The 12,246-nt window shown below is 69.8% G+C and carries 10 protein-coding genes; 8 read left to right on the top strand and 2 right to left on the bottom strand.

The annotated features are described in order from the left end of the window. The first annotated feature begins 5 nt into the window (after positions 1 to 5). The 6 genes from iolB to RS84_RS04395 all read left to right on the top strand — a co-directional run bounded on the left by iolB (position 6) and on the right by RS84_RS04395 (position 6,981). Entirely contained in the window at positions 6 to 926 is a 921-nt protein-coding gene (gene iolB, locus RS84_RS04370; protein WP_045256536.1) for a 5-deoxy-glucuronate isomerase, read from the top strand. Continuing rightward, positions 923 to 2,860, top strand: coding sequence for a 3D-(3,5/4)-trihydroxycyclohexane-1,2-dione acylhydrolase (decyclizing) (gene iolD / locus RS84_RS04375; RefSeq protein ID WP_045256537.1), 1,938 nt, complete (start codon positions 923 to 925; stop codon positions 2,858 to 2,860). The genes iolB and iolD overlap by 4 nt, the downstream gene beginning before the upstream one ends. Next, on the top strand, positions 2,857 to 3,774 hold the full coding sequence (locus RS84_RS04380) for a sugar phosphate isomerase/epimerase family protein (protein ID WP_045256538.1): 918 nt from the start codon (positions 2,857 to 2,859) through the stop codon (positions 3,772 to 3,774). The genes iolD and RS84_RS04380 overlap by 4 nt, the downstream gene beginning before the upstream one ends. Before the next feature lie 59 nt (positions 3,775 to 3,833). Continuing rightward, positions 3,834 to 4,838: an inositol 2-dehydrogenase gene (gene iolG / locus RS84_RS04385; RefSeq protein WP_045256539.1), complete on the top strand. Its 1,005-nt coding sequence runs from the start codon at positions 3,834 to 3,836 to the stop codon at positions 4,836 to 4,838. Positions 4,839 to 5,375: 537 nt separating this feature from the next. After that, the gene (locus RS84_RS19685) at positions 5,376 to 6,320 is read left to right on the top strand and encodes a DUF222 domain-containing protein (protein ID WP_045256540.1); all 945 of its coding nucleotides are present in this window, start codon (positions 5,376 to 5,378) and stop codon (positions 6,318 to 6,320) included. Positions 6,321 to 6,342: 22 nt separating this feature from the next. Further along, positions 6,343 to 6,981: an HNH endonuclease signature motif containing protein gene (locus RS84_RS04395; protein WP_045256541.1), complete on the top strand. Its 639-nt coding sequence runs from the start codon at positions 6,343 to 6,345 to the stop codon at positions 6,979 to 6,981. A 345-nt stretch (positions 6,982 to 7,326) separates the two neighbouring features. Here the strand turns inward: RS84_RS04395 and RS84_RS04400 are convergent, their stop codons facing one another. Next, complete coding sequence (locus RS84_RS04400) at positions 7,327 to 8,601, bottom strand: MFS transporter (RefSeq protein WP_045256542.1); 1,275 nt, start codon at positions 8,599 to 8,601, stop codon at positions 7,327 to 7,329. Then, entirely contained in the window at positions 8,598 to 9,383 is a 786-nt protein-coding gene (locus RS84_RS04405; RefSeq protein WP_235281383.1) for an MgtC/SapB family protein, read from the bottom strand. The genes RS84_RS04400 and RS84_RS04405 overlap by 4 nt, the downstream gene beginning before the upstream one ends. A 71-nt stretch (positions 9,384 to 9,454) precedes the next feature. Here RS84_RS04405 and RS84_RS04410 point away from each other — a divergent pair, with 71 nt between their 5' ends. Both RS84_RS04410 and RS84_RS04415 read left to right on the top strand, forming a co-directional pair. Beyond that, positions 9,455 to 10,255 carry a metallophosphoesterase gene (locus RS84_RS04410; RefSeq protein ID WP_045256544.1) on the top strand — a complete coding sequence of 267 codons (801 nt, stop codon included), beginning with the start codon at positions 9,455 to 9,457 and terminating at the stop codon, positions 10,253 to 10,255. Between the two features lie 122 nt (positions 10,256 to 10,377). Continuing rightward, entirely contained in the window at positions 10,378 to 12,246 is a 1,869-nt protein-coding gene (locus RS84_RS04415; RefSeq protein WP_200891970.1) for an ABC transporter permease, read from the top strand.

Here is a 12,246-nt window from a genome sequence, read left to right on the forward strand (position 1 = left end):
GGGCCATGAGCACGAACGACCAGCGCTGGTTCCACCGCAGGGGCTCGCTCTCCCGCGAGGGATGGGAGAGCGTCGTCGACGCGTCGATCCCGGGGTGGGTGCACACCGGCATCCGCATCGCCGAGATCGACGACACCGGCGTGCTCGAGCTCGCAGAGCCGGGTGTGGAACGGCTCGTCGTCCCGCTCGCCGGGTCGTTCACGGTGGTGCATCGGCATCATCCGGGGGAGTGGGAGACCCGGCTCCACGGCCGTCGATCGGTGTTCCACGGGCCGACCGACGTACTGTACCTGCCCGCGGGGACCACCGCCGAGGTGCGGGGGACGGGACGCATCGCCGTCGCCGAGGCGCCGACCGACGAGAGGCGCGAGTGGCAGTACATCCCCGCGGCCGACACACCGGTCGAGCTCCGGGGAGCCGGGCGTTCGAGCCGTCAGGTGCACAACTTCGGCACCCCGGCGACGCTCGACGCCGTCAAGCTGATGGTGTGCGAGGTCGTGACACCGGCCGAGAACTGGTCGTCGTACCCGCCGCACAAGCACGACGAGAGCGTCCCGGGGCACGAGTCGCGGCTCGAGGAGATCTACTACTTCGAGACCGCGCTCACCCGTGGGGCGAGCGGAGGAGAGGCGGATGCCGCGTTCGGCATGTTCTCGACGTACTCCTCGCCCGCGGGCGAGATCGAGATCGACGCCACGGTGCGCACCGGCGACGTCGCCCTGGTGCCGTACGGTTACCACGGACCCGCGGTCGCGGCTCCCGGCTACGACCTGTATTACCTGAACGTGATGGCCGGGCCCGACCCCGAGCGGGCGTGGCTCATCAGCGACGACCCCGCGCACGCGTGGGTCCGCGACTCCTGGGAGGGCCAGGAGTTCGACAGCAGACTTCCCTACCGCGACGACGCAGAAGGACGACAGCGATGACCACCACGAGACGGATGACGGTCGGACAGGCGCTCGTCGAGTTCCTGGCGCACCAGTGGACGGTCGACGGCGAGCGCCGGGAGCGCACGATCGCCGGCACCTTCGGCATCTTCGGACATGGCAACGTCGCCGGACTCGGTCAGGCACTCGCGCAGCTCAACGCCTCGGAGCCCGCGCTGATGCCGTATCACCAGGCCCGGAACGAGCAGGCGATGGTGCATCAGGCCGTCGGCTACGCGCGCATGCACCGCCGCCGGGGCACCTTCGCGGCCACGGCTTCCGTGGGTCCGGGGGCCGCCAACATGATCACGGGAGCAGCTCTCGCGACCTCCAACCGGCTGCCGGCGCTGCTGCTGCCGAGCGACACCTTCGCGACGCGCGTGGCCGACCCGGTGCTGCAGCAGCTCGAGCATCCGCACGATCCCGGCATGCAGGTCACCGACGCCTTCCGCCCGGTGTCGCGCTTCTTCGACCGCGTGCAGCGTCCGGAGCAGCTCTACTCGATCGCCCTGGGGGCGATGCGCGTGCTCACCGACCCCGCTGAGACCGGCGCTGTGACGATCGCTCTGCCCGAAGACGTGCAGGCCGAGGCCCTCGACGTGCCGGTCGAGTTCCTGCAGGATCGCGAGTGGCACCTGCGCCGCCCGCTGCCCGAGGCCGGCCCCCTCGCTCGTGCGACGGCCGCGATCCGCGCGGCGCGGCATCCGCTCATCGTCGCCGGCGGCGGCGTGCTGTACTCGGACGCCGAGCAGCAGCTGCGCCGGTTCGCCGAGGCCACCGGCATCCCCGTCGCGACCACGCAGGCGGGCGGCGGCGTGCTCGACTGGGACCACTCGCAGTACGTGGGCGGCGTGGGCGCGACCGGCAGCACGGCCGCGAACCGGCTGGCCGCGCAGGCCGATGTCGTGATCGGCATCGGCACCCGGTACAGCGACTTCTCGACCGGATCCCGCACCGCTTTCCAGCACCCCGACGTCGCGTTCGTGAACATCAACGTCGCCTCGTTCGACGCGTACAAGCACGGCACGCAGCTCGCGGTGATCGCCGACGCGCGCGAGGCGATCGTCGCGCTGCACGACGCGCTCGCCGGGTGGCGGGTGGATGCCGAGCACGCCGAGCGCGTCGCGCGCGAGAAGGCGGAGTGGGACGCCGTCGTCGACGGCGCCTTCTCTCCGTCGGGGCTCGCGCTGCCCGGTCAGGCCGAGATCGTCGGCGCCGTGCAGGCGGCCAGCGCCCCGGAAGACGTGATCGTGCAAGCCGCAGGCTCGCTTCCCGGCGATCTCCACAAGCTGTGGCGCGTGCGCGATCCGCTCGGATATCACGTCGAGTACGCGTTCTCGTGCATGGGTTACGAGATCGCGGGCGGCCTCGGCGCCAAGCGCGGCCTGCTCGCCGACGGCGACGAACGCGACGTGATCGTCATGGTCGGCGACGGCTCGTATCTCATGCTGAACAGCGAGCTGGTCACCGCGGTCGCCGAGGGCATCAAGATCATCGTGATCCTCGTGCAGAACCACGGGTTCGCCTCGATCGGGCATCTGTCCGAGACGGTCGGCTCCGGCCGCTTCGGCACGAAGTACCGCGCCTACGACCCCCAGGCCGCGAACTTCCAGGGCGATCAGGTGCTGCCGGTCGACCTCGCGATGAACGCCCGCAGCTACGGACTCGACGTGATCGAGGTCGCGCCGAGCCCGACCGCGATCCGCGACCTCGGTGCGGCGATCGCTCAGGCGAAGGCATCCACCCGGTCCACCTTCATCCACATCAACAGCGATCCGCTGCGCTACGCGCCCGACGGGGAGGGCTGGTGGGACGTGCCGGTCGCCGAGGTGTCCGACCTCGAGAGCACACGCGCGGCGCGCGCGGCCTATCTCGAGCAGGTCGCAGCGCAGCGGCCGCTGCTCGGGTCGAGCGCTCCGGAGGTGCGCTCGTGAACGGCGCGGTGGCCGGGGCGCCGGTCAGCTTCGGCGTCTTCGAACTGACGCCCGAGGGTGCGCAGACGGTGTCGCCGGACGCGATGGCCGAGGCTCTCCAGGAGTCCGGGTACCGCGGCATCGACCTCGGACCCGCCGGGTTCCTCGGGCGCGGCGCCGAGCTGCGCGACCGCCTGGCCCGGTTCGAGCTCGAGCTCGCCGGCGGCTGGGTGCAGCTGCCGTTCACCGATGACGAGGCGTTCGAGGCATCGCTGGGCGAACTCGACGAGGCGCTGCGGATCTTCGGCGACGCGGCCGACGCAGGGCCGTCGCTGCTTCCGCTGCCGACCCTCGCCGATGCCGGATCGACGGCGCGGTCCGCCGCACCTGGCCGGGGGGCTGCGGTCGATCCGCTCGCGGCATCCGTCGCCGACCGGCTGTATCGCAACGTCGAGCGGGCGGCCGGAATCGTCCGCGCTGCGGGCTTCGAGCCGACCTTCCATCATCACGCCGGCACCTTCGTGGAATCGCCCCAGGAGATCGACGCGTTCCTCGCGCACAGCGACGTCGGGCTCACGTTCGACGTGGGGCACCTCGTACTAGCGGGCGGCGATCCGCTGGACGCCGCGCGCCGCTGGGGATCTCGCATCAACCACCTGCATCTCAAGGACGTCGATCGCACTCGCGTGGCGGAGATCCTCGCCGCCGGCGGCGGCATGGCCGAGGTCTGGGCGGGCGGGGCGTTCGTGGCCTTCGGGCAGGGCGACGTCGACCTGTCCGCAGTGATGGACCTGATGGTCCAGACAGGCTTCGACGGCTGGGTCGTCGTCGAACAGGACGTGCTGAACGGGCCCGATGTCGCCATCGGCCGCTTCCTCCAGGAGCGCACGGCGGATCAGCGCGTCAACCGGGAAGCGCTGCGCGCCTGGCTCTGAACATCCGGACAACTCTCACTCTCACTCGTACTCGTACTCGCAGAAAGCAGAACACCCGAATGACTCTTCGCTTCGGACTCATCGGCACGGGCCGCATCGGCCAGGTGCATGCCGCGAACATCGCAGGCGGCGACGAGACCAGCCTCGCCTGGATCGCGGACCCCTTCGTCGACGGGGCCCGCCGGGTGGCGGCCCGCTTCGGCGGCACCGTCACGGACGACGCGGAGGAGCTGCTGACCTCGGGCGAGATCGACGCGGTGCTGGTCGCCTCCCCGACACCGACGCATGTCGACCTCATCGCGCGCTCGGTGGAACTCGGCCTGCCCGTGCTGTGCGAGAAGCCGATCGATCTCGACATCGCGCGCGTGGATGCGCTGCGCGAGACCGTGCGCACCGGCGGTGTGCCGGTCGCGCTCGGGTTCAACCGGCGCTTCGACCCGGCCTTCGCGAGTGTGCGGGCGCGGGTAGCCGCCGGAGAGGTCGGCGGACTCGAGCAGCTCACGATCATGAGCCGCGACCCGGCCGCCCCGCCGGCCGCGTACATCGCAGTGTCCGGTGGCATCTTCCGCGACATGACCATCCACGACTTCGACATGGCGCGCTTCTTCCTCCCCGACATCGTCGAGGTGTCGGCCACCGGCACGGCCGCGTTCGACGACGGCGCGCGCGAGCACGGCGACTTCGACACCGCCGTGGTCACCCTGCGTGCGGCATCCGGTGCGCTCGTCACGATCATCAACTCACGGCACAGCGCGGTCGGGTATGACCAGCGGCTCGAGGCGTTCGGCCCGGCCGGGTCGCTGTCGGTCGCGAACGCGCCGACGAGCCTGGTGAGCCTGTCGACGGCCGATGCCGTCGAGGCGAAGCCGCCGTATCAGGACTTCTTCCTCGAGCGCTACGCGCGGGCGTACGTCGACGAGCTGCGCGAGTTCGTGAAGCTCGCGCGGGGCGAGGCATCGACGTCTCCGAGCTTCGAAGACGGCCGGGCAGCTCTGGTGCTGGCAGATGCCGCGCAGCGCTCCGCGTCCGAGCGCACCGTCGTGGCTGTGGACCTCACGGCCTGAGCGATCGCTCTGCCCCTCGGCTGTTGAGCGAGGAGCGCCAGCGACGAGACGAAACGTGCTGGATTCTGCCCGTGGTCGTTGAGCGGGGGCGTGTGTTCTGGTCGTTGAGCGAGCGGAGCGAGACGAAACGTCGTGGGTTCCTGCCCGTGGTCGTTGAGCGAGCGGAGCGAGACGAAACGCCTGGCGACCGCTCCGGTCGTTGAGCGAGCGCAGCGAGACGAAACGCAGTCGCACTGGTCGTTGAGCGAGCGGAGCGAGACGAAACGTGCTGGATTCCTGCCCGTGGTCGTTGAGCGAGCGGAGCGAGACGAAACGTCGTGAGCTCACGACACGTTCGTGATCAATCCGGTTTCGTCCTCGGGTGCCCGTTCCGGTCGCGTTTGGTGTCGGTTGCGGTCGGTTTCGGCGGCATGAATCGCGACCGGAGTGCGGGGCTGGTGTCGGCCAGTAGGGGTGTCGGTGAAATGGGCGGGAAAAGTTCTCTGATCGGCCCGTTTCAGGGGTCGTAATGTCGGTGGCCCTGTTCATACTGGAGGTATGAACAGCACGGTTTCCGCTCTCGCCCGGGTCGCGTCCGACCTGCGTGCGGTGCTGTCCGACGACGCCCTCGCGGGGCTGTCGGATGCGGAGCGGACGGAGGCGCTGCGCGGGTTCGGGGAGGTGTGCCGTCTGGCCGACGCCGGAATCGTGGAGGCGGTGGCGACGGCGGATGTGGAGTTCGGGCACCGGTTCGGATGCCGGGGCATGAACGAGCTGCTGCAGCGGGCCCTGCTGACCGACGCGCCGGCGGCGTCGAAGATCGTGAAAGCCGCCGGCCTGGTGAACCGGGACGTGAACATCGTGTCGGGGGAGCGTCTCCCGGCCCGGTGGCCGGCGCTGCGGGAGGCGCTGCTGGACGGGGCAGTTGGCATCCCGGGGTTGCTCGCGGCGACTGCGCCGATCGAGTACGCCCGTGGCCGGGTCGGGGTGCAGGAGAGGCTTTGGGCAGACGAACTCCTCGCACAGTATGCCCGCGGGCTCCGCGATGCGGACGCCGAAGATGCGGATTCCGGCGATGCGGATGCCGGTGCCGCAGGTGACACCGGCACCGCCGCCGACGATACGGACGCAGCGGGCGACGCGGGTGACGTGCGGTCTGCTGGTGACGGGGGCGGCGGCATCAGCGATGCGGGCGCGGATGCGGGCGCGGGCGCGGGCGCGGGCGGTGCTCCTGGTGGGGCCGCGGGTCCGCCGGCGACGGCGGATGATCTGCGGCAGCTCGCGGCGACGCTGGCGATGGTCCTCGACCCGGATGGGGCGGAGCCCACGGACCGGGATGCGCAGCAGGGGCGGTTTCTGAACCTCGGGCGGTTGCAGAAGGGCGTGCATCGCCTCGTCGGGAACATCACCCCCGAGGTCGCGGCGCAGTTGCAGCAGATCTTCGACGCGTTCAACAACCCGAAAGTCGGCGGCGCACCCGCGCCCCGGCGTCGCGTTCACTGAGACCGACGCGACCGAGGGCGACGTGGATGACGTGTTCAACAGTGATCCGCGGAATGTGATCGACCCGCGCACGCCCGCCCAGAAACGCCACGACGCCCTCGCCGCGGCGTTAGGGATCGCGGCGCGGCATGACGACATGCCCGCGCTGGGTGGGGCGGCGCCGACGCTGGTCGTGCATGTGGACGCGAAGGATCTCGCCGCAGGAACCGGGTGGGCGAGCCTCGCCGGATCCGGGACACCGGTGCCGCTGTCGGTCGCCGCGCACACCGCCTGCACCGGGGCGATCCAGCGGGTCCTGTTCGATGAAGGCCGGATCATCGGGATCACGGTAACGGATCGGGTGTTCACCGTCCACCAGCGGCGGGCCATCGTCGCCCGCGACCGGGAATGCCTGATCCCGGGGTGCCATGTCCCGGCCTCCTGGTGCGAGATCCACCACGTCACCGAACACGCCCGCGGCGGCCCCACGCACACCGACAACGGAGTCCCGTTGTGCTGGTGGCACCACCGGTCCCTCGACCACTCCGGGTGGGAGATCCGCATGAACGACGGGCTCCCCCAGATCCGCGGACCCGCCTGGTGGGACCCCGCACAGCACTGGCGCACCCCACGACTGTCCATCCCGCAACCCGCACGCCGGCGCACCGTGCTGCGCACCTGACCGGCGCGGCTGACCGACGCCGAACAGACGAGTGACGCGTTTCGTCTCGCTCCGTTCGCTCAACGACCGGGAAAAGGGAGAGAGCGACGTGTTCGCTGCGCGCGCTCACCCCGCCCGGAACCTCACCGCGTTTCGTCTCGCTGCGCTCGCTCAACGACCGGCGTGAGTAACGCACTGCGTCTCGCTGCGCTCGCTCGACGACCGGCGTGAGTGACGCGTTTCGTCTCGCTCCGCTCGCTCAACGGGCGGAACTCATCTAGCGGAGGGGTCGCGGGTGCGTCGCCGCCGCGACCACTCAACGGCCTCGACAGCAGTCCGCACGCCGTGCATGCGTCACAGGCGGGTTCACTCTTGCTGCAGGACGTATGTCATGCCCCGGAGCACGGCGATGAGCCCGACGAGCGCCAGGGCGTTCGCGACCAGCACGGCCCCGACGGCGTATGCGATGCCGAGGTCGTAGGCGACGCCCAGGATCGCGCCCGCGATCAGCAGTCCGGCACCGCGGGCGAGCGCGAGCCAGCCGAACGCGATCGCTCGAGCGCCGCTCGGCACGAGAAGGGTCACGACGGCCTTCGCGGTCGAGTCCAGCACGCCGTTCACGACACCCCAGATCGCGACGCCGAACCACACGAGCGTCGCGTCGGGTGCGAAGGACAGGACGGATGCCGCGGCAGCGACGGGCACGGCGAGCAGCACGGCGGGGCCGAGACGGTCGTAGAGCCGGCCCATCACGAGACCGCTCGCCCCGTCGACGAACATCGCCACCGCGAACAGGATCGGCACCTGCGCATCCGAGAGCAGCCCTGTGGTCTGCGCGTGGAACGCGAGCAGGGGGAACGACGCGACGCCGCACGACAGCACCGCGAGCGTCGCCGCGTAGAGCCAGAAGCGCGGGGGGAGCCGTCGAGAGGCGGGCGCGACGGCATCCGCCTGCTCCGCCTGCTCCGCCTGCTCCGCCTGCTCCGCCTGCTCTGCCTGCTCCGCCTGGGAGACGCCGACCGAACCCGGCTGCTCGTAGAGCACAGGGTCGGGGACCCGGTGGCGCAGCCACAGGAGCAGCGCGATCACGAGCACTCCCGGGATCGCCAGAACGCCGAAGGCCAGTGGGTAGTCGCCGTCGCGCCAGCCGAGCACAGCCGCGAGCAGCAGCGGCCCGAGCACCGCACCGGTCTGGTCGAGTGCCTGATGCACGCCGAACGCGCTGCCCCGTCCGGTCTGCGCCGAGGCGTAGGAGAGGAGCGTGTCCTTCGCTGGCGACCGCACTGCCTTGCCCAGCCGCTCCGTGGCGTACAGCAGCAGTGCGGGTGCGAGCGCGCCGGTCGCCCCGATGAGCGGCACGCTGAGCACGGTGAGGGCGTACCCCAGGATCGTCCAGGTCCAGTAGCGTCGCGTGCGCTGCACGGCGTACCCGGTCACGACCCGGAGCCCGTAGCCGATGAACTCGCCCACGCCGGCGACGATGCCGACCACGGCGGCCGACGCGCCGAGCGTCGCGAGGTAGGGCCCGATGATGCTGCGCGCGCCCTCGTAGACCATGTCGGCCAGGAGGCTGACGACTCCGAAGGCGAGGATGAAGTGCCAGGGACGCAGAGCGCCCTTCGAGCCGTCGCGGCTGGTCAGAACTCGTCCTCGTCGTCTTCCTTCTCGGTCTCATCGAGCCACCAGCGCGCTGACGTCACCTTGGGATCGAGTGTCAGCCTGCTCACCGCCCGCTCGAGCGGAGCGGGGTCGAGATGCGTGGAGTTCAGCTCGGCGAGCAGTGCGACGTTGCCCTGCTTGGTGTGCGAGGTGGTCACGGACTTGAGGTGGTATTCGGGACGGCTGAGCGTCTGCAGCAGCAGGGCCCGGACGCGGGGCTCGGCCTTGTCGTTCGTCATCACCTCGAAGGCGAAGCTCGACGGATCGATCGTCGACTGAGCGGCGGCGGGCTGGCGGCCGCTGCGCCGATTGACCGCGCGCCCCAGCGGGCGCAGGAAGATGTTGGCGAGCACGATCAGTGCGGTGCCGGTGATCGCGATGAAGTACATGCCGGTTCCGGCCAGGCATCCGATCGCCGCTGAGCACCACAGTGTGGCTGCGGTGTTCAGGCCGCGGATGTTCAGGCCCTCACGGATCATCACACCCGCGCCGAGGAAGCCGATGCCGGAGACGACCTGGGCGGCGACCCGTGTCGGGTCGGCGCTGCCATCGGGGTTGAAGGCGTAGGCGCCCATCACGACGAACAGTGCGGCGCCGACCGAGACCAGGGCGTTCGTGCGCAGGCCCGCGAGTCCCGCCCGCCATTGCCGCTCGAGTCCGACGCACGCGCCCAGCACCAGGCTGAACAGGATGCGGATGCCGACCTCGAGTTCATCGGGGGCGACGAGCGGGAAGACCTCGCTCGCCATGAAATGTAAGGACATTGTGTCATAGTAACTCCGGATGGCGGTCGAACTCAAGGGTGCCGCCGCACCAGAGCTGTCGAGGAGGACGAATGGGTGAGGGTGAGAAGATCATCGCGGTCGTGGGCGACGTGCACGGTCGATGGGAGGAGCTCGTCGCGCAACTGGAGATCGCGCGGGGCTTCCTGGGGCCCGGTGAGCGACTGGATGCCGTGCTGCAGATCGGCGATGCGGAGGCCACGGTCGACGAGGGGCAGCTCGCCGAGGTGCACGCGAAACCCGACCGGCACCGGCTCGGGGACTTCCATCGCGTGGTGGCGGGGGAGATCGTGCTGCCTGTGCCGATGTACTTCATCGGCGGCAATCACGAGCCGTGGCGCTCGCTCGATCGGAACGGCGGTCTCGTGCGCGGGGGTGCGCCGATCGCCGAGAACGTGCACTTCCTCGGGCGCAGCGGCGTCGTCGACGTCGCGGGGATGACGGTGGCGTTCCTGTCCGGCATCCGGCGGCCATCTGGGCCGGTGCTGCGGACCGCGGCCGAGCGCGATGCGCTGCAGTCCGTCCGCGAGCACGGCTTCTATGTGCAGGACGAGGTGGACGAGCTGATGCGCGGGGAGTCCGCCGACATCCTGCTCGCCCACGACTGGCCGAGCGGCAGCGGGTTCGTGCACAAGACCGAGCTCGTCGGCGATGAGGTGGTCGAACGGGTGCTGCGGCACCTGCGCCCGCTTGCGAGCTTCCACGGCCATCTGCATCGCCGAGAGGATTTCGTCGTCGATGGCATCCCGGTGTTCGCCCGCGGATGCTGGGGGCAGGGCGTGCCCGAATGGGTGTCGCTGTTCCGGGTGGATCTCGGAGCCGGATCCGTGACCCCGTTCCGCCACATTCGATAGTTGTGCTATTGTCAGGACAATCAACTCCAGCTGATCGGATCAGCTGCCGGCGGGACACCCCGCTTCCCGAGCATAAGGATGTGCGATGGAACTCCACACACTCGAAGGCGAGTCGTGACGCGATGAGCAAGACTCTTCTCGACATGCCGCGGACCGAGCCGGCGCCCGCGGAGGCGCAGGCGGCCCCTCCGCGGCGGCCGAAGCAGGGCAGGGGCGCCGCCTACCGACTGAAAGTGGCCCTGCGCGAGCCGACGACGATCGTCGGCATCCTCGCTCTTGCCCTGTTCACGTATCTGATCGTCGTCCCGATCCTCAGCATGCTGAACGACGCCGTGCTCGTGCAGTACGGCGACGAGTCGCGGTCGGGGCAGAACTTCGGCGAGCTCACCGCCTACTACTTCCAGCGCGTGTTCGCCTCGCCGCTGTCGGCGACCATCTTCTGGCGGCCGCTGGGCAACACTCTGATGATCGCGGTGGGAGCGATCGTGTTCGCCGTCCTCATCGGCGGCACCATGGCATGGCTGCTCAGTCGCACGAACATGTGGGGGCGCCGGTGGTTCGCCACAGCCCTCATCGTGCCCTACATGCTCCCCGCATGGACCTTTGCCCTGGCGTGGACGAACCTCTTCAAGAACCGCAAGATCGGCGGCCAGCCCGGCTGGCTCGAATCGATGGGCATGGAGCCGCCGGACTGGCTGTCGTACGGCCAGGTGCCGATCATGGTCGTCCTCGCGCTGCACTACACGCCCTTCGTCATCCTGCTGTTCGGCAACGCGCTGCGGCGCTTCGACTCCCAGCTCGAAGACTCGGCCAGGGTGCTCGGCGCCCGACGGTTCACCGTGACCATGCGCGTGATCCTGCCGCTCATGCGACCGTCTCTGATCTCGGCGATCATCCTGATCTTCGCGAAGTGCCTCGGCGAGTTCGGCGTCGCCTACGTGCTGGGCATGCCGGTGCAGTTCGAGGTGCTCTCCACCTCGCTCTACCGCAGCATCTCCTCGAGGCAGACCGGCGTGGCCGCGGTGCTCGCCGGCGCCATCATCCTGATCGGCGTGATCTCGCTCCTGGTCGATGCGCGACTGGTCCGAGAGGGCAAGCGCTTCGTCACGGTCGGCTCCAAGGGGTCCATGAACCGGCTCTCCGATCTCGGCCGCTGGCGCGGGGTGGCTACTCTCGGAGCCGGTGCGGTCTTCGCCATCAGCGTCGCGATCCCGCTCCTCACGCTGTTCCTCTCGACCGTGATGCGTCTGCCGGGTGACTTCTCGCCCAGCAACTTCACCCTCGACTACTGGATCGGGCACGACCTCAAGACGGTCGCACTCCCGCAGGGAGTGCTGCTCACACCCGAGTTCTGGGCAGCGGCGTGGAACACGCTGTGGATCGTCGGACTCGCCGCCATCACCTCGGGCGTCCTCGGCCTGCTGGTCGGCTACATCGTCGTGCGCACCCCGGTGAAGTTCGTGGGCGGCGCGCTGCGGCAGATCACGTTCTTCCCGTACCTGGTGCCCGGCATCGCGTTCGCGGTCGCCTACCTGTCGCTGTTCGCGGTGCAACGCGGCCCGGTCCCGGCGCTCTACGGCACAGCAGCGATCCTGGTGCTCGCCTTCATCGCCGAGCAGATGCCCTACGCCTCCCGGGCGGGGATCTCGGCGATGATGCAGCTCGGCAAGGATCCGGAGGAGGCTGCCCAGGTCGCCGGCGCCGGCTGGTGGACGCGGATGACCCGCATCGTGATCCCCATTCAGAAGGGGTCTCTCGCCACCGGTGTGCTGCTCCCGTTCATCTCGGGGGTGAAGGGGCTGAGCCTGGTGGTCATCCTCGCCGTCCCCGGCACCAACGTCCTGACGACCTACTCGCTGCAGCTCGTCGATTACGGATATCAGCAGGCGGCGAATGTTGTGGTTCTGATGGTGGCTGCGGTCGCCTTCTTCGGAACCCTCTTTGGACAGAAGCTCACGAAGAGCAACTTGGCAGAAGGGCTGGGTGGCTGA

This window comes from Microbacterium hydrocarbonoxydans (assembly GCF_000956475.1).
GTDB classification, from domain to species: domain Bacteria; phylum Actinomycetota; class Actinomycetes; order Actinomycetales; family Microbacteriaceae; genus Microbacterium; species Microbacterium hydrocarbonoxydans_A.

Coding starts and splice junctions, on each gene's coding strand:
- RS84_RS04410 (WP_045256544.1), top strand. CDS start 9,455: ATGGGTGAGGGTGAGAAGATCATCGCGGTCGTGGGCGACGTGCACGGT.
- RS84_RS19685 (WP_045256540.1), top strand. CDS start 5,376: ATGAACAGCACGGTTTCCGCTCTCGCCCGGGTCGCGTCCGACCTGCGT.
- iolB (WP_045256536.1), top strand. CDS start 6: ATGAGCACGAACGACCAGCGCTGGTTCCACCGCAGGGGCTCGCTCTCC.
- iolD (WP_045256537.1), top strand. CDS start 923: ATGACCACCACGAGACGGATGACGGTCGGACAGGCGCTCGTCGAGTTC.
- RS84_RS04415 (WP_200891970.1), top strand. CDS start 10,378: ATGAGCAAGACTCTTCTCGACATGCCGCGGACCGAGCCGGCGCCCGCG.
- iolG (WP_045256539.1), top strand. CDS start 3,834: ATGACTCTTCGCTTCGGACTCATCGGCACGGGCCGCATCGGCCAGGTG.
- RS84_RS04405 (WP_235281383.1), bottom strand. CDS start 9,383: ATGTCCTTACATTTCATGGCGAGCGAGGTCTTCCCGCTCGTCGCCCCC.